The 26,587-nt window shown below is 42.5% G+C and carries 29 protein-coding genes and 9 tRNA genes; 11 read left to right on the top strand and 27 right to left on the bottom strand.

All coding sequences use genetic code 11. The annotated features are described in order from the left end of the window. Nucleotides 1-20: 20 nt before the first annotated feature. The 8 genes from thrC to ffh form a co-directional block, all read right to left on the bottom strand. Nucleotides 21-1,406 (bottom strand): threonine synthase, encoded by a 1,386-nt coding sequence (gene thrC, locus CCS02_RS12140; protein ID WP_100636689.1) that lies wholly within the window; start codon nt 1,404-1,406, stop codon nt 21-23. Nucleotides 1,407-1,418: 12 nt separating this feature from the next. Continuing rightward, nucleotides 1,419-2,720 (bottom strand): homoserine dehydrogenase, encoded by a 1,302-nt coding sequence (locus CCS02_RS12135; RefSeq protein ID WP_072841542.1) that lies wholly within the window; start codon nt 2,718-2,720, stop codon nt 1,419-1,421. Nucleotides 2,721-2,864: 144 nt separating this feature from the next. Further along, nucleotides 2,865-3,581, bottom strand: coding sequence for a thioredoxin fold domain-containing protein (locus CCS02_RS12130; RefSeq protein WP_100636688.1), 717 nt, complete (start codon nt 3,579-3,581; stop codon nt 2,865-2,867). 103 nt (nt 3,582-3,684) lie between these two features. Next, on the bottom strand, nt 3,685-4,047 hold the full coding sequence (rplS, locus tag CCS02_RS12125; RefSeq protein ID WP_072841538.1) for a 50S ribosomal protein L19: 363 nt from the start codon (nt 4,045-4,047) through the stop codon (nt 3,685-3,687). A 69-nt stretch (nt 4,048-4,116) separates the two neighbouring features. Further along, nucleotides 4,117-4,869: a tRNA (guanosine(37)-N1)-methyltransferase TrmD gene (gene trmD, locus CCS02_RS12120; protein WP_100187645.1), complete on the bottom strand. Its 753-nt coding sequence runs from the start codon at nt 4,867-4,869 to the stop codon at nt 4,117-4,119. A gap of 22 nt (nt 4,870-4,891) precedes the next feature. Continuing rightward, nucleotides 4,892-5,437 (bottom strand): ribosome maturation factor RimM, encoded by a 546-nt coding sequence (gene rimM, locus CCS02_RS12115; RefSeq protein WP_072841534.1) that lies wholly within the window; start codon nt 5,435-5,437, stop codon nt 4,892-4,894. Nucleotides 5,438-5,452: 15 nt separating this feature from the next. Further along, the gene (rpsP, locus tag CCS02_RS12110) at nt 5,453-5,701 is read right to left on the bottom strand and encodes a 30S ribosomal protein S16 (RefSeq protein WP_012071436.1); all 249 of its coding nucleotides are present in this window, start codon (nt 5,699-5,701) and stop codon (nt 5,453-5,455) included. Between the two features lie 178 nt (nt 5,702-5,879). After that, nucleotides 5,880-7,262: a signal recognition particle protein gene (ffh, locus tag CCS02_RS12105; protein ID WP_072841532.1), complete on the bottom strand. Its 1,383-nt coding sequence runs from the start codon at nt 7,260-7,262 to the stop codon at nt 5,880-5,882. Between the two features lie 129 nt (nt 7,263-7,391). Here ffh and CCS02_RS12100 point away from each other — a divergent pair, with 129 nt between their 5' ends. The 3 genes from CCS02_RS12100 (at nt 7,392) to CCS02_RS12090 (ending at nt 10,054) form a co-directional block, all read left to right on the top strand. Continuing rightward, nucleotides 7,392-8,159, top strand: coding sequence for a cytochrome C assembly family protein (locus CCS02_RS12100; protein WP_072841531.1), 768 nt, complete (start codon nt 7,392-7,394; stop codon nt 8,157-8,159). 83 nt (nt 8,160-8,242) lie between these two features. After that, entirely contained in the window at nt 8,243-9,499 is a 1,257-nt protein-coding gene (locus CCS02_RS12095; RefSeq protein WP_072841529.1) for an HlyC/CorC family transporter, read from the top strand. A 9-nt stretch (nt 9,500-9,508) separates the two neighbouring features. Continuing rightward, nucleotides 9,509-10,054, top strand: coding sequence for an NUDIX hydrolase (locus tag CCS02_RS12090; protein ID WP_100636687.1), 546 nt, complete (start codon nt 9,509-9,511; stop codon nt 10,052-10,054). On the opposite strand, the gene CCS02_RS12085 is transcribed toward CCS02_RS12090, so the two are convergent. The 10 genes from CCS02_RS12085 to dinB all read right to left on the bottom strand — a co-directional run bounded on the left by CCS02_RS12085 (nt 10,035) and on the right by dinB (nt 17,355). Further along, nucleotides 10,035-10,343, bottom strand: a complete 309-nt coding sequence (locus CCS02_RS12085) for an NGG1p interacting factor NIF3 (RefSeq protein ID WP_100636686.1) — start codon at nt 10,341-10,343, stop codon at nt 10,035-10,037. The genes CCS02_RS12090 and CCS02_RS12085 overlap by 20 nt on opposite strands. A gap of 47 nt (nt 10,344-10,390) precedes the next feature. Then, nucleotides 10,391-11,254, bottom strand: coding sequence for a DUF72 domain-containing protein (locus CCS02_RS12080; protein WP_100636685.1), 864 nt, complete (start codon nt 11,252-11,254; stop codon nt 10,391-10,393). After that, nucleotides 11,251-11,760: a transcription elongation factor GreB gene (gene greB / locus CCS02_RS12075; protein ID WP_100636684.1), complete on the bottom strand. Its 510-nt coding sequence runs from the start codon at nt 11,758-11,760 to the stop codon at nt 11,251-11,253. Before greB ends, CCS02_RS12080 begins: the two co-directional genes overlap by 4 nt. A gap of 117 nt (nt 11,761-11,877) precedes the next feature. Further along, entirely contained in the window at nt 11,878-12,708 is an 831-nt protein-coding gene (locus CCS02_RS12070; protein ID WP_072841521.1) for a mechanosensitive ion channel family protein, read from the bottom strand. Nucleotides 12,709-12,743: 35 nt separating this feature from the next. After that, nucleotides 12,744-13,115 carry a hypothetical protein gene (locus CCS02_RS12065; RefSeq protein ID WP_072841519.1) on the bottom strand — a complete coding sequence of 124 codons (372 nt, stop codon included), beginning with the start codon at nt 13,113-13,115 and terminating at the stop codon, nt 12,744-12,746. Then, the gene (locus CCS02_RS12060; RefSeq protein ID WP_100636683.1) at nt 13,115-13,573 is read right to left on the bottom strand and encodes a DUF2489 domain-containing protein; all 459 of its coding nucleotides are present in this window, start codon (nt 13,571-13,573) and stop codon (nt 13,115-13,117) included. The genes CCS02_RS12065 and CCS02_RS12060 overlap by 1 nt, the downstream gene beginning before the upstream one ends. Before the next feature lie 30 nt (nt 13,574-13,603). Then, nucleotides 13,604-14,416: an inositol monophosphatase family protein gene (locus CCS02_RS12055; RefSeq protein ID WP_100636682.1), complete on the bottom strand. Its 813-nt coding sequence runs from the start codon at nt 14,414-14,416 to the stop codon at nt 13,604-13,606. 39 nt (nt 14,417-14,455) lie between these two features. Further along, nucleotides 14,456-15,124, bottom strand: a complete 669-nt coding sequence (locus CCS02_RS12050; protein WP_100636681.1) for an alpha/beta hydrolase — start codon at nt 15,122-15,124, stop codon at nt 14,456-14,458. 121 nt (nt 15,125-15,245) lie between these two features. Continuing rightward, nucleotides 15,246-16,226 carry a hypothetical protein gene (locus tag CCS02_RS12045; RefSeq protein ID WP_072841511.1) on the bottom strand — a complete coding sequence of 327 codons (981 nt, stop codon included), beginning with the start codon at nt 16,224-16,226 and terminating at the stop codon, nt 15,246-15,248. A 70-nt stretch (nt 16,227-16,296) separates the two neighbouring features. Continuing rightward, complete coding sequence (gene dinB, locus CCS02_RS12040) at nt 16,297-17,355, bottom strand: DNA polymerase IV (RefSeq protein ID WP_072841509.1); 1,059 nt, start codon at nt 17,353-17,355, stop codon at nt 16,297-16,299. A 394-nt stretch (nt 17,356-17,749) separates the two neighbouring features. Here dinB and CCS02_RS12035 point away from each other — a divergent pair, with 394 nt between their 5' ends. From CCS02_RS12035 to CCS02_RS12010, 6 genes are all read left to right on the top strand, one after another. Next, entirely contained in the window at nt 17,750-18,379 is a 630-nt protein-coding gene (locus CCS02_RS12035; protein WP_072841507.1) for an LPP20 family lipoprotein, read from the top strand. A gap of 3 nt (nt 18,380-18,382) precedes the next feature. Continuing rightward, nucleotides 18,383-19,576 carry a flagellar assembly protein T N-terminal domain-containing protein gene (locus CCS02_RS12030; protein WP_072841505.1) on the top strand — a complete coding sequence of 398 codons (1,194 nt, stop codon included), beginning with the start codon at nt 18,383-18,385 and terminating at the stop codon, nt 19,574-19,576. Between the two features lie 58 nt (nt 19,577-19,634). Next, nucleotides 19,635-19,865 (top strand): cell division protein ZapB, encoded by a 231-nt coding sequence (locus tag CCS02_RS12025; protein ID WP_072841503.1) that lies wholly within the window; start codon nt 19,635-19,637, stop codon nt 19,863-19,865. Then, a complete protein-coding gene (locus CCS02_RS12020) occupies nt 19,862-20,335 on the top strand; it encodes a hypothetical protein (protein ID WP_072841501.1) in 474 nt (157 codons plus the stop codon). Before CCS02_RS12025 ends, CCS02_RS12020 begins: the two co-directional genes overlap by 4 nt. Nucleotides 20,336-20,521: 186 nt before the next feature. Then, a complete protein-coding gene (locus CCS02_RS12015; RefSeq protein ID WP_100636680.1) occupies nt 20,522-21,490 on the top strand; it encodes a ProQ/FINO family protein in 969 nt (322 codons plus the stop codon). 51 nt (nt 21,491-21,541) lie between these two features. Further along, a tRNA-Tyr gene (locus CCS02_RS12010) sits at nt 21,542-21,625 on the top strand. 592 nt (nt 21,626-22,217) lie between these two features. On the opposite strand, the gene CCS02_RS12005 is transcribed toward CCS02_RS12010, so the two are convergent. The 9 genes from CCS02_RS12005 to CCS02_RS11965 form a co-directional block, all read right to left on the bottom strand. Continuing rightward, nucleotides 22,218-22,293: transfer RNA gene (locus CCS02_RS12005), tRNA-Lys, on the bottom strand. A gap of 27 nt (nt 22,294-22,320) precedes the next feature. Beyond that, nucleotides 22,321-22,397: transfer RNA gene (locus tag CCS02_RS12000), tRNA-Pro, on the bottom strand. A 1-nt stretch (nt 22,398) separates the two neighbouring features. After that, nucleotides 22,399-22,474, bottom strand: a tRNA-Asn gene (locus CCS02_RS11995). A gap of 40 nt (nt 22,475-22,514) precedes the next feature. Beyond that, nucleotides 22,515-22,590 (bottom strand) — tRNA-Lys (locus CCS02_RS11990). 13 nt (nt 22,591-22,603) lie between these two features. Beyond that, nucleotides 22,604-22,679 (bottom strand) — tRNA-His (locus CCS02_RS11985). A 28-nt stretch (nt 22,680-22,707) separates the two neighbouring features. Next, a tRNA-Pro gene (locus CCS02_RS11980) sits at nt 22,708-22,784 on the bottom strand. Nucleotide 22,785: 1 nt separating this feature from the next. Continuing rightward, nucleotides 22,786-22,861 (bottom strand) — tRNA-Asn (locus CCS02_RS11975). Nucleotides 22,862-22,902: 41 nt separating this feature from the next. Further along, nucleotides 22,903-22,993: transfer RNA gene (locus CCS02_RS11970), tRNA-Ser, on the bottom strand. A gap of 62 nt (nt 22,994-23,055) precedes the next feature. After that, nucleotides 23,056-24,120 carry a polysaccharide deacetylase family protein gene (locus CCS02_RS11965; protein WP_072840058.1) on the bottom strand — a complete coding sequence of 355 codons (1,065 nt, stop codon included), beginning with the start codon at nt 24,118-24,120 and terminating at the stop codon, nt 23,056-23,058. Between the two features lie 199 nt (nt 24,121-24,319). On the opposite strand from CCS02_RS11965, the gene CCS02_RS11960 reads away from it, so the two are divergent. Together CCS02_RS11960 and tdh are read left to right on the top strand one after the other, a co-directional pair. After that, entirely contained in the window at nt 24,320-25,540 is a 1,221-nt protein-coding gene (locus CCS02_RS11960; protein WP_100636679.1) for a glycine C-acetyltransferase, read from the top strand. Then, nucleotides 25,540-26,565: an L-threonine 3-dehydrogenase gene (tdh, locus tag CCS02_RS11955; RefSeq protein WP_100186387.1), complete on the top strand. Its 1,026-nt coding sequence runs from the start codon at nt 25,540-25,542 to the stop codon at nt 26,563-26,565. Before CCS02_RS11960 ends, tdh begins: the two co-directional genes overlap by 1 nt. Nucleotides 26,566-26,587 lie beyond the last annotated feature (22 nt).

The following is a 26,587-nucleotide window of genomic DNA, read 5'->3' as shown; positions in this document are numbered from 1 at the left end:
TAGAGCTATCTCTAATTAAACTAAATTTTTTCAGCAACAAAAGCCTGAACATCGCTCAGGCTATTATCTAGTACAGTATAAGATTCTTCACGCTCGAAAAGATCTTTCATGTGCTCAGGCAACATTGGTGTTTCGCAACCAGCTTTTTCGACAGCTTCAGGGAACTTCACTGGGTGAGCTGTTGCCAGGGTAATCATTGGTACAGACTGATCTTTCCAGCAATGACGAGCCGCTTCAAGACCAATCGCTGTATGCGGATCAAGAAGATATTGTGTCTTAGCGAAAACATCGGCAATCACTTCACAAGTTTTCTTGTCATCGACTTTATAGCTGTCAAAGTTATCTTTTACAAAAGACCAAGCTTGATCATTTAATGATACGTCGCCTTTATTAAAGCGCGCCATCAAATCATCAATTGCCGCACCATCGCGACCATGAGCATCAAACAATAAACGCTCAAAGTTACTAGAAACCATGATATCCATGCTTGGCGATAGGGTCACGTTCAAAGACTGACGACTCATGTCGTTTTCTGCGATCACTCGATGCAAAATATCATTCTGGTTGGTAGCAACCACAAGCTGATCAATTGGCAGGCCCATTTTCTTCGCCAAATAACCCGCAAAGATATCACCAAAGTTACCCGTTGGCACAGAGAACGACACCTTACGATGCGGCGCGCCAACAGACAAAGCTGAAGAAAAATAGTAAACGATCTGAGCCATGATACGGGCCCAGTTAATCGAGTTAACCGCACCTAACTTAGCGCCTTTCAAGAAAGACTGATCAGCAAAGCTGGATTTCACCATGCCTTGGCAATCATCAAAATTACCTTTCACCGCGATGTTAAATACATTGTCGTCGATAACCGTAGTCATTTGACGACGCTGTACTTCAGATACACGTTGATATGGATGTAAAATAAAAATATTCAGATGTTCTGAATGACGACACCCTTCAATCGCTGCAGAACCCGTATCACCAGATGTCGCACCTAGGATAACCAGTTTCTCTTTACGCTCAGACAACACATAGTCCATCAAACGACCAAGTAGCTGCAAAGCAAAATCTTTAAATGCCAACGTTGGACCACGGAACAACTCGAGAATCCATTCGTTATTACCTACCTGAACCATAGGCGCAATAGCAGTATGATTAAAACCTGCGTAAGCGTCATTAATCATAGTTTTAAAAGCATCAGCAGGAATATCACCTTCCACAAAAGGCCACATCACTTTAAAAGCAAGTTCTTGGTAACTTAGACTCGCCCAAGAAGCGATTTCTTCTTTGCTGTAATGAGGCAAGGTTTCAGGTACATATAAGCCACCATCATTTGCCAAACCAGCCAATAACACATCACCAAAAGAAAGCGCAGGCGCTTTACCACGAGTAGAAATGTATTTCATATTTGCTCTCTCTTACGCCAAGTTTTCAACACGGATTCGCTGCACTGTTCCAGCAACATCCGGCAAGGCTTCAATCGCCGCAATAGCAGCATTCATATTGCGTTCTTTTACATCATGAGTCATCACAACCAATGGCACTAATTCGCTACCTTCGCGCTCACGCTGAATAAGAGACTCGATACTGATGTTATTCACAGAAAGGATCTGCGTAATATTAGCAAGCACACCAGCGCGATCTTTAATCGTCATGTTAAGGAAGAAACCACATTCAATTTCTTCAACTGGTAAAATTTGCACATGAGATAAAGAATCGGCCTGGAATGCCAAATGTGGCACTCTGTTTGTTGGATCTGCCGTCAAAGTACGAGCAACATCAATAACATCTGCGATAACAGAAGAGCCTGTTGGCAATGCACCCGCACCTGCACCGTAAGTCAAAGTCGGCCCAACAACGTCACCTTGCACCATTATAGCGTTCATTACACCATTTACATTAGCCAAAAGCTGCTTATGGGAAATCAAGGTCGGATGAACTCTCAGCTCAATACCAGCTTTAGAACGACGAGCAATGCCCAAGTGTTTGATGGCATAACCAAGGTCATCTGCAAACGCCACGTCTTCAGATGTGATACGGCTAATACCTTCGGTATAAGTTTTTTCAAATTGCAGCGGAATACCGAACGCAATAGATGCAAGAATAGTCAGTTTATGAGCAGCATCAATACCTTCAATATCAAAGGTTGGATCAGCTTCGGCGTAGCCAAGAGCTTGAGCCTCTGCCAATACATCTTCGAATTCACGGCCTTTTTGACTCATTTCCGTCAAAATAAAATTGCCTGTGCCGTTGATAATGCCAGCTAACCACTCAATTCGGTTAGCAGACAAGCCTTCACGAAGCTGTTTAATAATAGGAATTCCGCCAGCAACCGCTGCTTCAAAAGCAACAATGACGCCTTTCTCTTGAGCTTTGGCAAAAATTTCGTTGCCATGCTCAGCAATAAGCGCCTTGTTTGCGGTCACAACATGCTTGCCATTTTCAATGGCCGTAAGAACCAATTCTTTCGCGACAGAAGTTCCGCCAATCAGCTCAAGAACAATGTCGATCTCTGGATTATTGACCACATCAAAAATATCACGGGTAACATTGATACCGGAGGTATCACAAGCGTCGTTATCACGACGGGCACCTACTTGCTCAATAACAATACTGCGACCCACACGTCGTGTAATCTCTTCCGCATTATTACGAAGAATGTTAAAACTACCGGACCCCACTGTCCCCAGTCCACAAATTCCGACTTTTACCGGTTTCAAAACAATACCCCACAGAGATAATTTAATTTTTATAAGACACTTAGTTAAGTGACAAGTTGACTCATTATAACGCCAGTATTATTCAAACCCAACGTAGAAAAGGCTGAAGAAGACTCATGTTTAGTGGAATATTTCGCGATAAGACTATAACCCAAGGTGTTTAACCAACTCAGCTGCTGGTAAATATCCTGGTAAAAACTCACCGTTGCCTAGCACAATACTTGGCGTACCGCGCACACCCACTTCGTTGCCTAGTTTATACTGATCTGCAACTGGGTTAACACATTTGTTTTCAGGAATTTCAGCGCCTAATTTTGCTTGCGTAAGCCACTCTTTAGGATCAGCTGAACACCAAATACTGACCATTTTAGTATAGGCTTCAGAACCTATACCGGCTCTTGGGTAAGCCAAGTAGCGCACAGTAACACCCGCCTCATTAAGTTTTGGGACTTCTTTATGAAGCATTCGGCAGTAACCACAATCAACATCGGTAAATACGGTGATGTGCGCTTTCTCGTCCTTTGCTTTGTAGACAATCATTTGCGATTCAGGAAGTGTTTCAATTTTGGCAAGTTTTGCTTTTTCTGTTTCGTTCTCAAGCGTTGTATTGTCTATTCGGTAAAGATCACCCGCGACAAAATATTTGCCATCTTGCGTTACATGTAATGTTGGACCGTTTTTTAAAACAACAACATACAAGCCTGCGCCTTCATGCAATTTCGCACTTTCGACTTCATATTGAGGCAACGCCGTTTGAACCGCAGATAAGACAGCTGATTGATCAGCAAATACTGCACAGGAAAGAGAAAGCAACATAGTTATTGCAGTAGAGCGAGATAGGGAACAGAAAAAACGCTTCATGAAAACCTCAAAGACATGTAAATAGTCTCTATTAGGCCATACGAAAGGGGGTTAGTTCCATAAAAAAAGGCGACTCGCGTCGCCTTTTTTTAATAAGAAAAAATTAACGTTTAGCCAATTTTTCTTTGATACGTGCAGATTTACCAGAACGCTCGCGTAGGTAGTAGATCTTAGCTTGACGCACGTCACCGCGGCGTTTAACTTCGATGCTTTCAACCAAAGGGCTGTACGTTTGGAAAGCACGCTCAACACCGATACCGCTAGAAATTTTACGAACGGTAAATGCTGAGTTAAGACCACGGTTACGCTTAGAGATTACAATGCCTTCATAGGCCTGTAGACGCTCGCGTGAACCTTCTTTAACTTTAACTTGAACAACAATAGTATCACCAGGACCGAAGGCTGGGATTTCTTTTGTCATTTGTTCAGCTTCTATCTGCTGAATCAGTTTAGTTTTATTACTCATGGATGTGACTCCTAATGATATGGTTTCTTATCAGCATGAAGGCTCTTCTTTCTGATAAGCTCGCAATTCCTACTCTGCCGAGGTTGAATCTTCAGTTTCGCGAATAAACTCTTCTAACAGCAACTGCTGTTCCTTGTCCAACTCAAGGTTCTGCAGAAGGTCTGGCCGGCGCTGAAAAGTTCTTGCGAGCTTTTGCTTTAAACGCCAGCGTCTAATCTCCTCGTGGTTGCCACTAAGCAGCACCGATGGCACAGGTTCACCATTTAGTACTTCTGGGCGAGTATAATGCGGACAGTCCAACAACCCATCCGAGAATGAATCTTCATCCGCAGATGCTTGCTTTCCTAACACTCCTGGAACCATACGAAATACAGCATCCATGAGCACCATTGCCGGCAACTCACCACCGCTTAGGACAAAGTCGCCAATTGACCATTCTTCATCAATCTCAGATTGAATCAAACGCTCATCAACTCCTTCATAACGACCTGCTACCAGAATAAATTCTGCTTGTTTAGCAAGCTGTTGCACGCCTTCTTGCGTTAGCGTACGCCCTTGAGGGGATAGATAAATAACTTTTGCATTGGGTACCAATAACTTAGCACTCGCAATAGCATCTTTGAGAGGCTGAACTTTCATCAGCATCCCTGGACCACCACCATAAGGTCGATCATCTACAGTCTTATGCTTGTCATGAGTAAAATCGCGGGGATTAAAAAAATCCACCTCAACCAACCCAGACTTAATGGCTCTGCCTGTTACTCCATATTGGGTAATGGCCTGAAACATCTCCGGAAAGAGCGATATAACGCTAACCTTCACGTTGTGACCTCAGCTTATCTGTTTAAAATTCTGGATCCCAGTCAACTACCATTTCCTGCTGTTCTAAATCTATATTTAAAACATAAGTTCCTGGAGCATAAGGAATCAATCGCTCTTCACGATCAAAGCTACCTTCACACGCGCGGACAACAACTACATCATTCGCACCAGTTTCCATAAGTTGAGAAACCTTCCCTAAGAGGACACCCTCTTTGGTAATAACCCTCAGTCCTTCCAGTTGGCTCCAGTAATAATCACCTTCTTCCAAATCTGGTAGTTCTGCTGCATCTATATAAACGTCCATACCACAGATATCTTTTACTTGATCTCTGTCGGTATAACCTTTTACCGATGCTACCAAACCTCGCCCTTGCAGACGGCCTTGGCTTAATTCAACGATCTTCCACCCACTAGGAGTTTTCAACCACCAATGCTTGTAATCAAAGATCCCTTGCATTGGATCGGTGTGCGAATATAACTTCACCCACCCTTTAACACCATATACCGATGTAATGCGTCCAACCACAAGGGCTTGCTCAGGAGCGGCCGCTTGTTTTAATTCAGACATAGCATTACCTCAGTATTAAGCGTTTTTGCTAGCATCTTTTACAAGCTGCGCAGCACGGTCAGAAAGTTGAGCGCCTTGGCTAACCCAATGATTTACGCGATCTAGATCGATGCGTAGACGTTCTTCTTGACCACGAGCAACAGGGTTAAAGAAACCCAAACGCTCGATATAACGACCATCACGTGCACGACGGCTATCAGCCACGTTCAAATGATAGAATGGGCGCTTTTTAGAGCCACCACGAGAAAGACGAATAGTTACCATATGATTGGTTCCTTATTGCTTAACGAAACACCCCTTGCCGAGTCGAATTTTTGACTCATACAACAAGAAGGCGGCATATTCTAGTCGATTAACTAGAAAAACAAAAGGGTGAATTACTCACCCAGACATTAAAAACGGCAGTTTTTTAACTGCCGTTAGTAAAAACAAGAAGATATGCTTAAAATTTAGGGAAATTTCCGCCGCCAGGCATACCACCGCCCGGCATCATCCCCCCCAAACCACGCATCATTTTCTTCATTCCACCTTTGGCGGTCATCTTCTTCATCATCTTCTGCATTTGTTTATGCTGCTTTAAAAGACGATTCAAATCTTGAATTTGTAAACCCGCTCCCGTTGAGATACGTTTTTTACGAGAACCATTAATAACATCTGGATTATGACGTTCAGCTGGTGTCATGGAATTTATCAAGGCTTCCATTTGAACGAACATTTTATCATTCACTTTATCTTGGATATTACCTAGCTGCCCCATTCCAGGAAGCTTATCCAACATGGAACTCATACCGCCCATGTTTTTCATTTGCTGAAGCTGCTCTTTGAAATCTTCTAAATCAAAGCCTTTGCCTTTTTTCAGCTTACCTGCAAGTTTCTCAGCTTTTTCTTTGTCGATCTTTTGCTCTGCTTCCTCTATTAAGGAAAGCATATCGCCCATACCAAGAATACGAGACGCTAAACGATCAGGATGAAAAGGTTCTAATGCATCGGTTTTCTCGCCAACACCTAAGAACTTAATCGGCTTACCTGTAATGTGTCGAACAGATAAAGCAGCACCACCACGGGCATCACCATCAGTCTTGGTTAAGATAACACCGGTGAGCGGCAACACATCACCAAAGGCTTTTGCCGTATTCGCCGCATCTTGGCCCGTCATGGCATCCACAACGAATAAAGTTTCAATAGGATTGACAGCGGCATGCAGAGCTTTAATCTCTGCCATCATGTCTTCATCAATCGACAAACGACCTGCCGTATCGACAATCAACACATCTTTATGGGCTTTTTTAGCGTAATCGATAGCGTTATTAACAATATCAATCGGCTTTTGTGACAAGTCACTTGGGATGAAATCTACTCCCACTTCACCCGCCAATGTTTCAAGCTGTTTAATAGCCGCTGGACGATATACGTCAGCACTAACAACCGACACCGATTTTTTCTCACGCTCTTTTAAGTATTTTGCTAGTTTAGCCGCAGATGTGGTTTTACCAGCACCTTGCAAACCAGCCAATAAGATTACTGCTGGGCGGGCTGCACGAAGATTAAGGCCATCGTTAGCCTGCCCCATAACATTTTCAAGTTCCTGCTTAACAATTTTCAGGAAGACTTGGCCAGGACTCAAACTTTTCGAAACTTCGGTCCCTATCGCACGCTCTTTAACAGCAGCAATGAAATCTTTAACAACTGGCAAAGCAACGTCGGCTTCAAGAAGCGCCATACGCACTTCACGCAACACTTCTTGTATGTTGTCTTCAGTTAATTTAGCTCGACCTCGAATACGATCAAGCGAGGAAGTTAAGCGATTCGATAAATTGTCGAACATATTGCCCTCAAATTTTGGCTCTAAATGGAAAAAACCTACGGTTTCAGTTTATCCAAGGTGAAATTGTCTCTATTATAACGGATAAATGATTATCACCCTATACCTTTACCCTGCGGAACCTTTAGTTTCATGACTCAATTATCGCTTTGGCTTGCTTGTATCGCTTGTTTGATTGCTGGCACAGCGTATTACCTGCGTCCAGAAAATCGCTCAACCCAGTACATTGGGGCAATTACGATTGCCATACACACATTTTCTCTCACACAAGTATTACTGAATAGAGATGGCTTTAACTTTTTAACAATTGGGCTACTTATTGCTTTAATTGGCAACAGCCTACTTTGGTTCAGTAACCGCGACAAAGATTTGTCGCTATTGCTCGGCACCGCATTCCCACTTGGCGCGATTATTATTGCATTAAACGCGATCGAGCCGTGGAACTTAACCCAACTGCACAGCAACTCTTGGGGCACTAGTGCTCATATTCTTATTGCCTCTGCTGCTTACAGTTTATTCACTGCTGCTTGTGGCGTTGGTATTCTGCTTGCTATGCAAGAGTACCAACTTAAAAATCACAAGTTAAAGCAACTACTTAGAGTACCGCCATTACAAGTCCTAGAACGCTTGATGTTTGAGTTTATCTGGGCGGCTTTCATTTTGTTAACCATCACAATAGCAACTGGCTTTTATTTTATTGAAGACATGTTTGCCCAACACCTAGTTCACAAAACATTTTTCACAATTGCTTCTTGGTTTGTGTTTGCAGGATTACTACTTGGCAGACATATAGCAGGCTGGCGTGGACAACTGGCGGTAAAACTGACGTTGAGTGGTTTTTTCTTGCTAATGCTCGGCTACTTTGGCAGCCAAATAGCACTACAAATATTACGTCATTAGCTATTAATGACGTAAAGTATGTTTGACAGTCTGATCTTAAGAACCAATAATCCAGTTATCTACATAATTGAGGCGATCCCTTTTTGAACGAAGTACCCTTAGGTGTTCTTAGTGGAATACTTTTTTGTCTTATTTTACTTTCTGCTTTCTTTTCGAGTTCCGAAACAGGAATGTTGTCGATAAATAAATATCGACTCAAACACCTTGTTAAGAACAAGAATCGATCTGCAATAAAAGTAAACTCTCTTTTAGAACGTCCTGATAGACTTATCGGCGTTATCTTAATCGGAAACAACTTTGTTAATATCCTTGCTTCTGCTATAGCAACGATCATTGCCGTGCGCTTATGGGGCGATGCTGGTGTCGCTATCGCTACAGCTGCGCTCACTATGGTTGTACTGATTTTCGCAGAAGTCACACCAAAAACATTGGCCGCGATACATCCTGAGAAAATTGCTTTTCCAGCTTCTTGGATCCTTGCAATTTTGTTAAAGGTTCTTTATCCGCTAGTTTGGTTGGTAAATGGCTTATCTAATGGCCTTTTGCGTTTAATCGGTGTGCATGCCTCACAAAAAAGCCACGACACGCTTGACTCGGAAGAGCTAAGAACCGTGGTAAATGAAGCGAGTGGATTGATCCCTGCTGCTCACCAAGAAATGCTTATTTCAATTCTGGATTTAGAAAAAGTCTCTGTCGAAGACATCATGATTCCTCGCAATGAAGTCATTGGCATCGACATTGAAGACTCGATCGAAGAGATTATCGAACAAATCTGCCAAAGCAGACACACGCGTATGCCTGTCTATAATGGTGAGATCAACAAAGTCATCGGTATACTTCACGCACGTCATGCTGCGGTATTTCTTCGCGATCCGACACCATCAAAGGCTGCCCTTTTGAAAGCAACCGTTGAACCTTACTTCATCCCTGAAAGCACATCTCTAAACACAGTACTGCTGAACTTCCAAAAAGATCATCAGCAAATGGGTATCGTGGTAGATGAATATGGTGATGTCCAAGGTATTGCCGCTTTAGAAGACGTACTTGAAGAAATCGTGGGTGAGTTCACTCCACCAACCCAAGACGAAGAAGAAGAAATTCAAACTCTTGATGACGGCTCTTTTAGAATCGAAGGTTCGACACACATTCGAGAGATAAATAAAACGCTTGATTGGCATCTACCAACAGACGGACCAAAGACACTTAACGGCCTTATTATCGAAACACTGGAATTCATCCCTGAGCACCCAATTAGCTTATGGGTTGGACATTACATGATCGAAATCCAAGAAATCGAAGATAAAGTCGTCAAATACGCCAAGCTTCAGCTGAAACGTTAAGGAAACATCATGAGATATTGCCCGCAATGCGGTCACGCCGTTAATATGACCATCCCTGCCGGGGATAATAGGCTACGTGCGGTTTGCCCAAGTTGCGAGTTTATTGATTATGATAACCCTAGATTGATTACCGGCACCATTCCGCTTTATGACGGTAAGATCTTATTATGCCGAAGAAATATTGAGCCACGCTTAGGCTTCTGGACTTTGCCTGCCGGTTTCATGGAAAACCAAGAAACCACAAGTGAAGGCGCATTAAGAGAGACATTAGAGGAAAGCGGATCAACAGCGATATGCAAACAAGCTTTTAGCATGATCAGCATCCCTCGCATCAATCAAGTGCATCTTTTTTATATCGCAGAATTAGAGAAAGATGACTTTCATGCCACCGAAGAAAGCTCAGAAGTTGCCCTATTTGATTTTGATGAAATCCCTTGGGATGAACTGGCTTTTAGCAGCGTAACTAAGACTATTGAGTTTTTCATCGAAGACCATAAAAAAGGTCAGTATGGTTTTCACGAAGACACCATCCACTTCAATACTGTATCTGAATAAAATGATAGGCCACCTCTTCATAGGGGTGCGCCAACAATAAAGCCGCTAAAACACTCGCCTTAACTTCCTCTCTCAGCACCATTTCCACCCGATATTCATCAACAAACTCTAATTCATCGACCTTACCAAGAAAAGGCGTCGCTCCTTTTACCGGCTTGAACTGCCCTTGCCCTTTCACTTGCCAACAACAAGAGTCATAGTTTCCCATTGAGCCTGCGCCAGCCGAAAACACAGCCTGTTTAACAGACTCTAAATGAGATTCAGGCACGTAAAACACTAATGAATACATAACACCTTCCAACCATTTCATTTAGACGAACAATACATTTATTAAACTTACCAAAGGCTAACTTGCTCCTGACTTTGCGGAAGAACCAAAGCACTCTGGTAATTGGGCGTTAGCGAGCGAACTTTTTCATCCAATTGCGCAGCCAGAGTTGGCGCTGCGATATTATCTGAAGAATGCACAAATACACTTGGCGTGAGCCCTTCAGATAGCCACTGTGATAATTTAGCCGCCCACTGGTCTAGCCAAAACTCATTACGCGGTAAATCCGGATGACCAATAAAACGTACGACTGGATGATTCGCTGTCGCTACGGGATGACAAGGCACTCTCGGCTTTTTCTTCTGAGCATCAACCAAGCTTTCGCAATACGCTTCCGTAGAAAAAACTGGTCTAGAGTCCATCACCACACGATTCACATTACGCTCAGACAATCCAGTTAAAAAACGTCGCTCGGTTTGAGACTTATCAAAATAGGCAAGATTACGTACTTCAACAGACAAAGGTGTTGATAGCGTCCACATATCACATAAAGCTAGAATCGTTTCTAGAGCACGCTCGTCGCATATCGCAGGGAACTGCAACATGGTTGGACCAAGCTTAGCCTGTAACGGTTGCAACGAAAGCATGAAGGCAAACCAATCTTGCTGAACGTCACGCCAAGGACGCTCTATCAATCGGTGAGTGACTGTTTGTGGCGCCTTAAAACTAAACCTGAAGTCACCAGCAACAGACTCATACCAACGTAATAACTGAGCATCGTCCACTTTGGTGTAAAAAGTACTGCCAACTTCAACCGTTGAGAACACTTGCGAATATCGGCCAATTCGCTCTGCAGTAGGAAGCGAAGTAGGATAAAGCCAATTAACCCAAGCTGGATGCTGCCATTGCGCCATGCCGTAATGGATAGTCATGTAACTACTTGACGGTATTCAACAGCGTCAATAATGTAGGTTTTCTCTCCGCCAGCAAGGCGAATTACCACCTCATCACCTTCTTGCTTCTTGAGCAAAGCCCGAGCGACAGGAGAATCAATACTAATATAATTCGGGTTATGATCTAGCTCATCTGGACCAACGATGCGGTACTCTTTGACATTTCCTACTTCATCTTCTAGCGTCACCCAAGCCCCAAAAAACACTCGCTCTTGGTCACTAGGAAAACGATCAACAACAGTACAAACATCCAAACGTTTTTCCAGATAACGCACTCGACGATCTATTTCTCGAAGCTGCCTTTTCCCATATATGTATTCCGCATTCTCCGAGCGATCGCCTTGGGCCGCAGCTTCTCGAACCGTTTCGGTTACAGCAGGACGCTTCTCTTTCCACAAATACTTAAGCTCAGCCAATAAAGCATGAGCTCCCTCTTGAGTAATATATGCAGACTTGGGTGGCGAGGGCGGACGGTATCGACTCATTTTTAGCAGCCTTTTTAATTATTAAAAAACGAAAGATAGTAAAAACAAAAATGCCGCCAGCTATTAGTTGGCGGCATTTCATATATTACAGCGAAAAGAAGTTAAAGTTATGTAAGCTTACGATTCTTGCTTATGCACATGCACATCCATTTGAGGGTATGGAATACCAACGCCACGCTCATCAAAAGTGTATTTGATTTTTTCTAAAAGATCCGCTCGCACTGTCCAATAATCGCCAGAAGCAACCCAAGGACGCAGGAAGAAATTCACTGAACTATCAGCCAATTCAGAAACCGCAATTAAGCATTTAGGATCTTTTAAAATGCGTTCATCAGCATTAACAATTTCTTCCATGATTTGTTTTGCCAAACGGATATCTGCATCGTAACTAATACCAATAACAAGGTCTAAGCGGCGAGTTGATTCACGAGAAAAGTTTACAATAGAGCCGTTCATCACAGAAGAGTTTGGCACGATGATGACACGATTATCTGGCGTCTTAAGATACGTATGAAATAACTCTATACGATTAACTGTACCCATTTGACCGCCAGCATCAATAAAGTCACCTGAACGGAATGGACGCAATATTATAATCAATACACCTGACGCAAAGTTAGACAAAGAACCTTGCAAGGCAAGACCAACAGCTAAACCAGCAGCACCAAGAATAGCAATAAAGGATGTCGTCTCTACCCCTATTTGCCCCAATGCCATCAAGGCAACACCAGCAAACATCAAAGCATACAAGATACTTGACGCAAAACCTGCAACAGCCTGATCAACGGAAGCCTTAAGCATTCGTTTCTCACACCAATGCGAAACTTTGGAAGCAATGAACTTACCTACAAAGAAAACAACAAGACCAATTACTAAATTGATAACACTATCTGCCAACCAAGGCATCAACTCAGAACCTTGATCAAACAACGCCTCTATTTCATTCATACTTAAACCCTATGCTCTTCCGTTTTAAAATAAAATCAGACCAAATATTTTGATTTATGCTGCCACTCATCCAATAATAATTCCAGCTGAGAAATACCTTTTTTATTAAAATTAATACAAATCCGCCCATTAATTAATTGCGTTCCCTTCACTCCTAGTTCATCAATCAATAAACACTGCTCTCTTAACTCATCAAGCACATCATCATCTCTAACAGTCATACCGATGAAAGCATGCCACTCATATTCAGGCAAAACACCTTGAATTGCTTTTTTAAGCAAGGTTATACATTGATCTTGGGTCAACCTATAATAAGGTACTTTTGATTGATGACGAATAAAAAACAACACCAAAAAAACTAACAGTAGAAACAAAAAACTGATAGAAACTAGCAGCTGAACCAACATTATTTAAAGTCATAAGCCATTAAAGAGGATCTAGCGCGCTGTAAATGCTCAGCATGCTCCACTTCGTAACTGTCCATTTCGAGTCGAAACTTCATTTTTGCAGGCTTAGGTAAATCCCCCCACTGATCGTGAGTTGGAATATGCTGGGTTTTCTCAGTAATAATATAAAAAGCCGAAATATCTTCGTGCTTAGACAAATCCTCGCTCAACTGATCCAACAAATGTTTTATTCGAATACTGGCTTCTATCCAATTTAGCTCTTCTGTCCCCACTGTTTTCAAAAGAACTCGAATACTATCAATTCTTTTTTGACGCTCTTCAAGAAAACGATTTTCTCCAGCACGAATCTTTTCTTCTCGGGTTTGATTCAACTTTAGTTGATGACGAATAAACCAAAGAGAAACGGCAATAACACCAACACAACAGAGCAAAACAATCATAAATGCAGTAAAAGACATAAAAAATCCAATCAAACAGAAATAAACACGTTATAAATCGACATCAACAAGAGCTAAAAAGTCAGCATATAATTGAGGTGTCGATACCAAAAGCCCTTCCCCATTAACTACATCAGGCCAAGTTGATGTGCTAGATAAATAGTACCCCACCTTGGCGCCAGCCTCTTCCGCTATTAAAGTGCCGGCTGCCATATCCCAAGGTTTCACACTTTCAAAATACGCATCTAGACGACCAGCAGCCACCCAGCACAAATCCAAAGCAGCAGAACCATTACGACGAACATCTTGGCAGTGATGCAAAATACGCGAAACTCTTTCAATAATAGGCGTTAGTGCCGTTTTTTGATAAGGGAACCCCGTGGCGACCAAGGCATTCCTTAACTCTTGAGCGCTAGAAACCGCTAAAAGCTTACCATTACAGAAGGCTCCCGCCCCTTTCAGCGCCCAAAAACACTCCCCTAAAAACGGCGCATTTACCACGCCCAAAATTCGCTGATCGCCGATATAAAGACCAATAGAAACAGCAACATGATGATGACCATGTGCAAAATTCACCGTACCATCAATAGGATCAATCACCCAAACAGGTACGTCATCACCAATACTACCAAGATCCATATGCGGTGAAGACTCTTCAGACAAAATACAGTGAGAAGGATAGCTTTCAACAATGCGACTACAAATGTACTGGTCGACCGCAATATCAGTCGAAGTAACCAGTTCATGATTCATTTTATAATCACGTACAAAGGTTGAATTTTCTCGCGCCGTTACGATCATTTCGCCAGCCTTCATTGCTAGAGCTTTCGCAAAATCCAGCCATTCCTCATAGTTTTCAGACACAAAAGCCCCTTAAAAGAAGAGATAAATATACTTAACCAACTATGCTAATCGAGCATTTAACCAACGAGAGATATCTAGTACTTGCTCAGGACAAACAGAATGAGGCATATCATAAGATTGATAAGCAACAGAATAGCCTTTAGAAACTAAAATATCCCTTGCTTGAGTAGCCAACACTGGCGCAACCACTGGATCTTGCAAGCCGTGATGAATAAGAATTGGAGTTTGACCATTAGGACAAGCATCTGCTTCTGGCACTTTATCGCCATTAACCAAATAGGTTGATAACGCGAGCACGCCAGCTAACACATGCTTAGTGTGCAATGCTGTTTGATAAGCAATAACGCCACCTTGAGAAAAACCAGCCAAGATAATTCGATTTGGGGCGATGCCTTTATTAATTTGATCTTGTATCAACTGCTCGACTTGTAGACAGGATTCATCGATATTTTCCATGTCTACTTTTCGCTCTAGAGTCATCTCGTAGATGTCATACCAAGCACGCATCTCCATACCACCATTGACAGTAACAGGACGACGTGGGGCATGAGGAAAAACAAAGCGCACTTTTAACGTTGGTAACAAAGATAAAGCAGGAACCAAAGACTCAAAATCATGGCCGTCTGAACCTAAACCATGCAACCAAATAATAGCAGCATCGGGCTGCTCGTTCGTTTCCACTAATACAGAGGGCAATAATTCAGTCATTCTTTAACACTCCAAAAAAATAGGCTATCGCAATTAGCCATAGCCTATCATATTGACGTTTCTCACTCGACACCTTGCTCCTACTGCAGTCTCTTTTAAAATAGTTTTTAAAGTTAAAAGTTTAGTGCTCAACTGGAAAGCGCATCTCCATAACCTCTTGTTTTTCATTCAACTGAAATAACACATCAGCTTTACCTGGCATCACCGCTAACATGTGTCGAGTCAGTCTTTCGTAATACTGCATAAATTGCTGCAGCTCTTTCGAGGACATCACTTTTAAATCAATAGTATCCAGCAAAATACCGTGAATATCATGAAGATGACTTTCCAGTACCCGCTCTTGCTTATCACGCCAATGATAAATAACATCGTAGTTTGGTGCCTGCATCCAAGCCATTAAATCAATTTGCGAAAATAACGCTTTATAGTCGTCTTTTAAGAGTTGATTCACTTTATTACGCCACAATCCATCAGCATCCATTTCTGCTTCAAGCTGGTTCAACGGTTGATCCATGTCCCCACCCATTGGTGGTGCACCAACACACCAACCTTCAAATAGAACAACATCAACAGGTCCCTGAACCTCTTGCCATAAATGTACCGCTTTTCGATCATCAATAGACTTATCGAAGCGAGGAAACTTCATCACTTCACCTTCTTTAAGATTCTTCAATCGCTCAAAAAGCGAGAGCGCAAAACTAACATCATGAGTTCCAGGTACACCTCGCACAGAAAACATTGATGTTGTTTGTTTGGCAAATTTCATGCGATCTTGCCGAGTGCTGTACAAATCATCCAAACTGATCACGATACAATTCAGGTCAAAGCCCTTACTTAATATTCGACTAATAACACTACAAAACGTCGTTTTCCCACACCCTTGCGCACCACCAACACCTACAACTAAAGGCCCTTTCCCTACATGAGCCTTTTGACTCAACCAGCTAGAAAAAGGCAAATACAATCCATCCATTTGATCAACCAAAGAAGCATCCGCATACAAACAGCTTAATGTTTGCTCCACTTCGAATCGCAACCGGTGTGACAAGGGGTCTGGCATGCTTAGATTTGTATAATCAAACTTACTTTGCTGTTTCAACATAATGATCACCTCCGTATTGTTCGCCCTTAAGTATAGTAAGCCGCCACGAAATTGATCAAAATTTACACACTCAAATGAAAGGGAGGTTCAATTGATGAGGCTCTGGTGGAGACAAACGATAGCCCACACCAATTAAACGAACTGGACGACGAGACCGGGAATAAGCCTGCTGCAACAGTTGCGAAAACACATCATCAGACAATTTGGCTTTAATTGGTTGCTCTATCGTTGTTTGCTTAAAGTCGTCAAATTTTACTTTTAGATAATATTTACTTAGTTGAGATTCGAAATCTCTTCCCGACATACGCTTTTTTAGATCGGTCAGCAAGATAGGTAGGACTGACTGACACTCTTTGAGATCAAGCAAATCTTTAGAAAAGGTATGCTCCACCGAAATACTCTTTCTTTCCCGAGAAACAGTCACTGGACGATCATCAATACCTAGGGCAAATTGGGACAAACGAAATGACATACTGCCAAAACTTTTTTGCAGAACAGAAAAATCTAATGCTTGTAAATCTGAGCACTTAAATACGCCTAGTGAAGCAAGCTTTTCTTGCGCAACACGGCCTATTCCTGAAATAAATTTAACGGGAACATTAGAAACAAACTCAAACTGCTTTTCTGGCGTAACAACCGTTAATCCATCTGGTTTATCCCAATCGCTTGCTACTTTTGCGATGAATTTATTAGTCGCTACTCCTGCAGAAACCGTAATACCAACTTCTTTCAGTATTCTTGAACGTATCTCTTCCGCAATCCGTGTAGCACTTCCTTGAAAACTTGATGAGTTAGTAACATCAAGATACGCTTCATCCAATGATAAGGGCTCAATGATATCGGTGAATTCTCGAAAAATAGCGTGCATTTGCTCAGAAGCAAGTCGGTATTTATTCATATTTCCAGGTATAACAAGCAAGGCAGGACATAGCCGTTTCGCCACAGATGTCGGCATAGCAGAACGAACACCATAAACTCGAGCGGCATAGTTAGCCGTCGACAATACACTCCGTCCACTTGCGGGCCCCCCAATAGCCATTGGAATATCGCGCAAATTAGGATCGTCCCGCATCTCTATCGCAGCATAAAAACAATCAGCATCTATATGAATAATCTTTCGATTCTGCAATATAACACCCAAAAAATACTGTATAAAAACACAGTTTACACTATCTAAAAAACACCTTCACCACCCCAATAAAAAATGTAAATTTTCTTCTAGATAACTCTCTCTGAACGTAAAATAATCGAGAAAACTCAAAAAAATGCACTGATAGAACAGATTTACTATCAAAAACAAAGAAAAAGCGCTTTTTTAAGTGGTCAAACATGGACGCTAGAGAGCAAAATGGTTTACATTTTGTCCACTAGATTAGGCATGTTGAAAAATAAAAGGATTTTTGAACAAACTATTCACAATAAAACCTGTAGCGCAAAATCGCTCAGTTGAAATCACATCGTATAAAGTGTGTCATTTCAACACAGGATATTAAGGTAAAGACTTCCACACAAAGGGCACCACCATGACATTATCACTTCGTATTTTTTTTATAGCCATAGGGGCGATAATTCTTTCCGGGTGCCAAAGCCTTTACCAGCAAAGTGCAGATGGAACACCTTGTACTACTGTCGCGCCTTGTAACGGCAATACTGTCGGAAACAGTTCATCTTATGGCTATCCACAAAATGGTGCCTTAAATGCGAACAACACTATTGCAGTTATTAAACAAGAACCTATCATAGTTACTGCCACAGGTTATGCGGCAATGATGACAAACAAACGTCTGACAAAATCCCAAGCCCGAATTATGACAATGCGCAGTTCTATGCTAGATGCCTATAGAAATCTATCAGAACGAGTTTATGGCTTGAAAATTGACGGCTCCAGCTCATTGAGCAACATGGTCATGCAAAACGATGAGTTAAGAACCTATGTCGATGCATACCTAGTTGGTGCAAAAGTCGTTTCCCAACGCGAACATGAAGACGGAATATTCGAAACGGTTGTTGAAATGGCGCTGCAAGAAAACTTTCGTCAATGTTTAAGTTCCTCAAACATTCAAACAGATCCAAATTGTAAGATTCAACCTGGCTACCGTGCTGTTAATGTGGAAAACGCAACACCAACAACCAACTTTTATAGCATTGAATAACAAATGTTACTTTTAAAGCGTTTACTGATCATAGCTGCTGCATTTTTATTGCCAACAGCCAGTTTTGCCAAAAGCATCACAGCTGTCGGTGAAGCGGTTATTTATAATAATGATATTGCTGATGCTCGCTATAGAGCGACACAACAAGCCATAAAACAGGCCGTTTTAGAGTCTGGGTCCAGAGTTAACATTAAAGATGAACTCTATAATGGTGAACTAGAGTCTAATTTAGAGATACGCAGTTCTGGCTATGTTCAAAAAGCCAAAATACTTTCTGAAGAGCAAAATGGTGACTTCCTCACCATTGTGGCTCGCGTAGACGTCACACCTGACTCACAGTGTAGCTCTGGGCCCACTAGTTACTACAAAAAAACGGTTGGCGTAACAGGGTTTGAACTACAAGTCCCCCAACAAGCAAGATTGGGAGAGCTCAGTAATATATCCAGAGAATTACCAAAAGATCTAGCCGATGAAATAAATAAACAAGGCTACTTAAGAGCCTTAACCGCAACAAATATTGCTATTTATCCAGACCTAATAAACGCACCATCTTCCACAAACTATGATGGATCCCTAACAAACGTCACAAGAATCAGTGAACAGTTGGGTGTACAATACATAGTTAGCGGCGTAATTAGAGATATCGGAGAACTATACCTAAGACATCCAGATGATAAGAACACAAAAGACCTATTAGATGAAAATATTGATAAAGAAAGAAACTTTGTTGTCGATATCTATATTTATGATGGTTTCAGTGGCGCCCTTTTGTTCGAACATAGATACAATGAAATAGGTAACTGGGATGTATCAGATCACGCAAAAATAGGTTTTGGCAGTGCAAAGTTCTGGACAGTACATTATGGTAAAGTTGTTCAGCAGGCACTCAGAGAAAGCGCCTTAGACACCAGCGAGAAGCTACGTTGCCAACCATTTATAGCTAATATTTTTCGCACAGAAGGCAACAGAATACATATTTCAGCAGGATCATTAGCAGGGATAAAACAGGGAGATAAATTCAACGTTTATCGACGTTACGAGGTTTTTAATCAATTGCAATCTGCTCAAACTCAGCTGAATAATGCAAACATCAGTGTTACAATAAAACAGGTACAGCCCAACTTTTCAGTTGGAGAACTCGTTGTTGACTCACACATATTAAACGTGCAACAACAAGATGTTGTTATTGCCTGGTAATTTCATACAACTACGCCCATACACAAACGGCGATTTTTATTTTTTTAGGACAGACACAATGAATAACGAACTACTACACCACCTAGAACAACGCATCAACGAAGCAGTAGAAGAAATTGGCTCACTACGCAAACGCATCTCTGAATTAGAAATGCAAAACTACGAGCTTAGCGAAGAGAAAAGTGAAATCCAGAGCACACTTACTCAAACCAAAGAGCAGCAGTCAAATTGGGAGTCATCTCTTTCCCAAATGCTAAACCGCTTAAATCAAATGGACGATAAACAATGAAATCACTTCTACTTGCAGCTTTAGTTCTAGTGAGTGCAAACGCATCAGCTGAAGGTCAGATTGCGAGTTTGGTAAATTTTTCATCAACAGCCGTGCGACCAACAACTCCCGAAGGAGAAACAAATGTCACCTCCATTATAGATGCATCAATGGAGTATACTCTGCCAGAGAACATTTCTTTTTATGGCGGATTATCATTTGTTATTGGAGAGACTTTCGAGAATGCTATCTCTTTAGGGTCACGTTATTATAGCTCAACACCAGCGCTTCAAATTTTACCGGGCATTCCAATGTGGTCGTTTATCGGTGGTGGCATCTCGTTTCTTGACGATACTGTCTACTATCCAGAAGCTGGCTTTCGCATAGGGATATCAGATGTATCACGACTAGATATATTCGTAAAAATATTAAACAGCAGTGGCGACACCTACGACAAGCACGTCATGGTTGGCGCAGGACTTACTTTCTGAGTAAGATGAAATTATTAACTGTTTTCATCGCTAGTTTTTTAATAATAACGACTTACGTTTGGTGGCAAAAAGGTAGCTATATATCCATTACCCTACCAAACGAGAATCAGCGAAAAGAAATGATTGGCACAAGCAATACACCAAGTATTCCGCTGTCTCCAATAAAATATTGAGCCTTGTGTCTTTATGGAACAACTTATCGCTAAACTCGAAGCAAGGATTAACTGGCTAACTAAGCAGTTAGAAAACGCGAACGAGGAAATACAAAAATTAAAGGAAAAGAACGACCCCTCCATTGAGTACAGCGCTTCAATGGACCTATTGCAACACATGGCCGATCGTTCAACTGAAGATCAATTGCAGCTCTATATCGAAGACTCTCTTGACCTTTTAAGTGACACATCAGCCCCGGAGCAAGCAATAAAAATAAGCGAAGTCGAATATCAACTTCGCTTTGATTTATTGCACGAGCATGCTGATAGCAGCACCACAACCACGACAACAGAACAGATTGATTACATGACCACACAACAACCTGAGCTTAACGGCTTGCAAGAAGACGACAAACTAGTCGATACCGACATTAGCGTACAGGAAGCAAGTGACAGCACTACAGAGGCAGCGACTCTGACGCCTGAACAAAAAAAGCGTCAAAAGAATCAAAAAAATAATCGCCGTCTAATTAAAATGCTTGAAGACCGTTACCCCAAAGCGTTTGACTGGAATCAACCTAAACCTCTAAAGGTCGGTATAGACAAAGATATGGTGCTGGATGATGACTTCAATGCCAGCAAGCAAAAACGCGCCCTAGCAGCTTACACACGCTCAGACAGATATAAGAAATGCTTATTGTCTGGCCAACCACGAATCGACCTAGAAGGTATTGCAGTCAACAACGAGCCTGCCCTACCTGACTCTATGATTCCAGCAAAAGCTAAAACAGCGACAACGAGCAGACTCGCAAAAGAAAGACCTGCCCAACCAGCTCGCAACAAGCCAAAAGCTCAAGCTCAAGCTCAAGCTCAAGCTAAAAACAAAGCACATTCAAAGCCTAAAACAGCTCAAAGCGCACCTAAACAAGAAGATATTTATGACAACTTATCTCCTGAAGAGCGCATGAAAGCGAAATTAGCAAAACTATTAAATAAATCTTAAAAAACTATTTACATAGTAAGGCGCGATGTATATTATACGTCGCGCTGCTGTGGAGGGGTTCCCGAGTGGCCAAAGGGAGCAGATTGTAAATCTGCCACGAAAGTTTCGGTGGTTCGAATCCACCTCCCTCCACCATTAGCAGTTTCTAATTAAGATTCAATATCTTACCATCTAGATTAACAAAACAATCCACAAGTAATTTTAATACCCATCTACATTTATCAACAAAACAACACCTTAATAACAGACTTATCCACAAGAAAAATCCACACCTCACCAGACACACCGAAGAACCAGCCCAAAAAAAACCACCATCACAACCAAAAATCATCACACCACAAGACACACTTAGCAACAATAGACTTAATAGCCCATCCACACAATCCTCACCCCACATTACAAAAGCAAGCATGACACCCACCACCAAGCCGATCCAAGGCAACAAGTGATACTAAACACTCTCAGAAAGCCCGCAGCACACATTTAGAGCAGACCGCAGCGCATGACGATAGACGATAGACGATAGACGATAGACGATAGACGATAGACGATAGACGATAGACGATAGACGATAGACGATAGACGATAGACGATAGACGATAGACGATAGACGATAGACGATAGACGATAGACGATAGACGATAGACGATAGACGATAGACGATTTTGAAGCTATCTAGAGAAATATCAAGAAATAAATACGAGAGATAGGATAATTATGAGAAGAATGGTGGGTCGTACTGGATTCGAACCAGTGACCAATTGATTAAAAGTCAACTGCTCTACCAACTGAGCTAACGACCCGCTCATAACTTTTTACTTTAAAACTGATGGTCGGAGTAGAGGGATTCGAACCCCCGACATCCTGCTCCCAAAGCAGGCGCGCTACCAGACTGCGCTATACTCCGATGGCTCCTCGAACTGGACTCGAACCAGTGACCCAATGATTAACAGTCATTTGCTCTACCAACTGAGCTATCGAGGAATTAATCAGATTCATACAGAATAAGGTATTTTGAGATAGTTGGTGGGTCGTACTGGATTCGAACCAGTGACCAATTGATTAAAAGTCAACTGCTCTACCAACTGAGCTAACGACCCAACTATCAAGTAATGGGGTGGACGATGGGGCTTGAACCCACGACCGCCGGAATCACAATCCGGAGCTCTACCAACTGAGCTACGCCCACCATTACTAATGGTGATGATAAAATATAATGGTCGGAGTAGAGGGATTCGAACCCCCGACATCCTGCTCCCAAAGCAGGCGCGCTACCAGACTGCGCTATACTCCGATGGCTCCTCGAACTGGACTCGAACCAGTGACCCAATGATTAACAGTCATTTGCTCTACCAACTGAGCTATCGAGGAACTAATATTTTATCTTGCTTACAACAACCATCTTCAGAAGATGGCGGAGGAGGAGAGATTCGAACTCTCGGTAGGCTATTAACCTACGCCAGTTTTCAAGACTGGTGCATTAAACCGCTCTGCCACCCCTCCGTTGCGAGCGAGGTGTATAATACTGATTTGAAATTTCAGTGCAACCTCTTTTTTAAAAAAGTTTAACTTTTTTCACTCACATAGCCCTGATCAGGGGAAGAACGGATCCAAACATTAGAATACCAGTAATAATGTTTGCCCGAATTGTCTGGCATAGTGCAGTTAATACGGCCACGGCCAACACTGAATGGTTTCTCTGCAGTCGCCGTCACTTCTGTATCAGACACCCAATCCAGCTTAGCTTTGCCTTGGCCTGCAACGTAACAGGTTAAGTCTTTCAAACGGTACTTACCTTCTTTAAAGGTCAAACTAATAGAAACAGGCTGATCTGTTGCATAGTCACCGCCAGTCTTTTCGGACAACAAAGGCATTGGCTTAGCATTTAGCTTCGTCTTTAACGTAGATAACTTGGCATAAGCTCCTGAAGCGGGGAAACGAGGCAAATTTTCGAAGTCCGAATCCGCACTCACTACACCAGACTGCTGCCCAAATGCCATTATGCCCCGCTCTTTCATCATGGTTCGAATTTGGCTATTAGATTCGCCATAAGGATAAGCCAACATTTTTGGTGAATGCCCAAGGTTTTTCTCTAGTAAACCTTCAACCGTATCTACTTCGTTTGTCATACGAGACAACCAAGCCTCATCAGACTCACCCTTTTCTTTACGCAACATATAAGGATGACTAATGGTGTGATTAGCAAACACGCCACCAGACTGTTCCATTTCTTTCATTTGCTCCCAAGTTAAGAAGCTACGACTTTTACGTTCAACAGGTTCTGTATTAATAAACACTGTAAAAGGAAAGTTTCTTTCTTTAAGGATTGGAAAGCCTGCTTGGTAAATACTGCGGTAAGCATCATCAAACGAAATCGCGACCGCTTTTTCAGGTAATGGTTTATTGGCTTTTAAATCATCCAACGCAGAACGCAAATCCACAACCTGAAAGCCTGCGCTCTTTAGGTAATCCATTTGCTCGGTAAACTGTTCAGGGGTAACAGAAGTCGATTTAGGTGAACTAGCACTTACATGATGGTATTGCAGAACGGGTAGATAATCCTGAGCTTGAGCCGCAATACTGGCGCTCAACGCCCCCAGTAAAATGCTGTAATGAACCTTTGACAACATGTCATTTCCTCTTTGCTTAATATTTACCCACATTCTACGGACGAACGGACAGCAAGACCAGCCTGATCAAAAAGCAAAACTGTTATGCCCGTTTTACTATGTCACTGCATCTACTCATATTGAAGCCGCCCTCCTACACTCAAGTGACATCAAGGAGTTCGCAGCAAAAGGAATACCTATCTCCACAAGAGGAAAAGTCATGAGTAAATCCGTTTTTTACCAAAATCTTGAGAATCAACTCCAAACACTTAAACAAGAAGGTCTCTATAAAGTAGAGCGCCCGCTTATCACGCCACAAGCCAGCCAAATTACCACCGCTGATAAAACGCCCTTAATCAATCTTTGCGCGAACAACTACCTTGGACTAGCAAATGATAGCCAAGTCACAAAAGCCGCTCATCAAGCACTAGACGAATACGGTTACGGCATGGCTTCCGTACGTTTTATTTGCGGCACACAAAGCATTCATACTCAACTAGAAAAAAGCCTTAGTGACTTCCTGCAAATGGAAGACACTATTTTGTATTCTTCTTGCTTTGATGCTAACGGCGGCTTATTTGAAACCCTATTAAACGAAGAAGATGCTGTCATCAGCGACGCACTCAATCACGCCAGTATCATTGACGGCATTCGTTTGTGTAAGGCAAAGCGCTATCGCTACGCCAACAATGACATGCGAGAGCTAGAAGCTAATCTAAAACAAGCAGATGAAGACGGTGCGAAAACCAAGCTTATTGTGACCGATGGTATCTTCTCCATGGACGGCATCATTGCTGACCTTAAATCTATCTGCGACCTTGCTGACAAGTACGACGCTTTAGTCATGGTAGATGATTCCCATGCGGTAGGCTTTTTAGGCGAAAACGGCCGCGGCAGTCACGAATATTGTGATGTACTGGGTCGCATCGACATTATCACTGGCACATTGGGTAAAGCCCTTGGTGGCGCGTCTGGCGGCTACACCAGCGCCTCTAAAAGCATTGTCGATTGGTTGCGTCAGCGCTCTCGACCTTATTTGTTTTCTAACTCATTGGCACCAGTCATTACCGCCACCAGCTTGCAAATTATCGAGTCCCTCAAACATGGCGATTCAGCCCGCAAGCAATTAAAAGCCAACAGCCAATACTTCCGTACCCAAATGAATGCTTTAGGTTTTAACCTAGTACCTGGTGATCACCCAATCATTCCTGTTATTTTAGGTGACGCAAAACTCGCACAAGAGATGGCAAATGCGTTATATAAAGAAGGGATATTTGTGACAGGATTTGCCTATCCAGTCGTACCAATGGGGAAAGCCAGAATTCGCACACAGATGTCAGCGTCACTAACAACGGAACAGCTTAATCTCGCCATAGCCGCCTTTACCAAAGTGGGCCGCGAGATGGGTGTCATTGAAGGAAGGATGGAAGGAAATAAATAATGAAAACGCTTGCGAAACTTCACGCCGAAAAAGGCATTTGGATGACAGATGTTCCACATCCAGATTGTGGTCACAATGATGTCGTTATCAAAATAAGTAAAACCGCGATATGCGGGACAGACATGCATATTTATCAGTGGGACGATTGGGCACAAAACACCATTCCAGTGCCGATGACAGTTGGTCATGAGTTTGTTGGAGTGATCACAGAAATCGGCCCAGAAGTCTCTGGTTTCAAAATTGGTGATCGCGTTTCTGGTGAAGGCCACATTACTTGCGGCCATTGCCGTAACTGTCGTGCGGGTCGTCGTCATCTATGCCGAAAAACCCTCGGTGTTGGCGTAAACCGCACCGGCGCGTTTGCCGAGTATTTAGTGATTCCTGCTAGCAACGCGTTCAAAATCCCCGACAATATTAGTGACGATATGGCCGCGATATTCGATCCGTTTGGTAACGCGACTCATACCGCCCTATCGTTTGATTTGATCGGTGAAGACGTTTTAATCACAGGCGCTGGGCCAATTGGTGCAATGGCTGCAGCCATTGCTAAGCACGTAGGCGCACGTAATGTGGTGATTACTGATGTGAACGACTTCCGCCTAGATCTAGCAAAAAAGATGGGCGCAACCCGCACGGTCAACGTTAGTCGTGAGTCGTTAAAAGACGTCATGACAGAAATAGGCATGAATGAAGGATTCGACGTGGGTTTGGAAATGTCTGGCAATGACACGGCCTTCCGCTCCATGTTGGAATGCATGAACCACGGTGGAAAAATTGCCATGTTAGGTATTCCTAGCAAAGGCACACTCATCGATTGGAACCAAGTTATCTTTAAAGGCCTTATCATCAAAGGCATTTATGGCCGAGAAATGTATGAAACTTGGTACAAGATGGTTGCTATGTTGCAGTCTGGCTTAGACATTAGCCCAATCATTACCCATCGTTTTAAAGTCGATGAATTTCAGCAAGGCTTCGACACCATGGGCTCAGGTCTATCAGGAAAAGTCATTTTGGATTGGAATTAAATCCTCTTAGGTTATTGCGTCT

It is taken from the genome of Marinomonas sp. ef1 (assembly GCF_002806845.1).
GTDB classification, from domain to species: domain Bacteria; phylum Pseudomonadota; class Gammaproteobacteria; order Pseudomonadales; family Marinomonadaceae; genus Marinomonas; species Marinomonas polaris.
This window is presented reverse-complemented; position numbering and strand designations above follow the sequence as displayed.

Coding starts and splice junctions, on each gene's coding strand:
- CCS02_RS12025 (WP_072841503.1), top strand. CDS start 19,635: ATGAATAACGAACTACTACACCACCTAGAACAACGCATCAACGAAGCA.
- CCS02_RS12050 (WP_100636681.1), bottom strand. CDS start 15,124: ATGACTGAATTATTGCCCTCTGTATTAGTGGAAACGAACGAGCAGCCC.
- rpsP (WP_012071436.1), bottom strand. CDS start 5,701: ATGGTAACTATTCGTCTTTCTCGTGGTGGCTCTAAAAAGCGCCCATTC.
- CCS02_RS12065 (WP_072841519.1), bottom strand. CDS start 13,115: ATGTTGGTTCAGCTGCTAGTTTCTATCAGTTTTTTGTTTCTACTGTTA.
- CCS02_RS12035 (WP_072841507.1), top strand. CDS start 17,750: ATGACATTATCACTTCGTATTTTTTTTATAGCCATAGGGGCGATAATT.
- greB (WP_100636684.1), bottom strand. CDS start 11,760: ATGAGTCGATACCGTCCGCCCTCGCCACCCAAGTCTGCATATATTACT.
- CCS02_RS12020 (WP_072841501.1), top strand. CDS start 19,862: ATGAAATCACTTCTACTTGCAGCTTTAGTTCTAGTGAGTGCAAACGCA.
- CCS02_RS11960 (WP_100636679.1), top strand. CDS start 24,320: ATGAGTAAATCCGTTTTTTACCAAAATCTTGAGAATCAACTCCAAACA.
- CCS02_RS12060 (WP_100636683.1), bottom strand. CDS start 13,573: ATGTCTTTTACTGCATTTATGATTGTTTTGCTCTGTTGTGTTGGTGTT.
- ffh (WP_072841532.1), bottom strand. CDS start 7,262: ATGTTCGACAATTTATCGAATCGCTTAACTTCCTCGCTTGATCGTATT.
- tdh (WP_100186387.1), top strand. CDS start 25,540: ATGAAAACGCTTGCGAAACTTCACGCCGAAAAAGGCATTTGGATGACA.
- CCS02_RS12030 (WP_072841505.1), top strand. CDS start 18,383: ATGTTACTTTTAAAGCGTTTACTGATCATAGCTGCTGCATTTTTATTG.
- rplS (WP_072841538.1), bottom strand. CDS start 4,047: ATGAGTAATAAAACTAAACTGATTCAGCAGATAGAAGCTGAACAAATG.
- CCS02_RS12130 (WP_100636688.1), bottom strand. CDS start 3,581: ATGAAGCGTTTTTTCTGTTCCCTATCTCGCTCTACTGCAATAACTATG.
- thrC (WP_100636689.1), bottom strand. CDS start 1,406: ATGAAATACATTTCTACTCGTGGTAAAGCGCCTGCGCTTTCTTTTGGT.
- CCS02_RS12085 (WP_100636686.1), bottom strand. CDS start 10,343: ATGTATTCATTAGTGTTTTACGTGCCTGAATCTCATTTAGAGTCTGTT.
- CCS02_RS11965 (WP_072840058.1), bottom strand. CDS start 24,120: ATGTTGTCAAAGGTTCATTACAGCATTTTACTGGGGGCGTTGAGCGCC.
- CCS02_RS12070 (WP_072841521.1), bottom strand. CDS start 12,708: ATGAATGAAATAGAGGCGTTGTTTGATCAAGGTTCTGAGTTGATGCCT.
- CCS02_RS12045 (WP_072841511.1), bottom strand. CDS start 16,226: ATGTTGAAACAGCAAAGTAAGTTTGATTATACAAATCTAAGCATGCCA.
- CCS02_RS12090 (WP_100636687.1), top strand. CDS start 9,509: ATGAGATATTGCCCGCAATGCGGTCACGCCGTTAATATGACCATCCCT.
- rimM (WP_072841534.1), bottom strand. CDS start 5,437: ATGTCTGAATTAAAACAAGCGGCCGCTCCTGAGCAAGCCCTTGTGGTT.
- CCS02_RS12080 (WP_100636685.1), bottom strand. CDS start 11,254: ATGACTATCCATTACGGCATGGCGCAATGGCAGCATCCAGCTTGGGTT.
- CCS02_RS12100 (WP_072841531.1), top strand. CDS start 7,392: ATGACTCAATTATCGCTTTGGCTTGCTTGTATCGCTTGTTTGATTGCT.
- CCS02_RS12015 (WP_100636680.1), top strand. CDS start 20,522: ATGGAACAACTTATCGCTAAACTCGAAGCAAGGATTAACTGGCTAACT.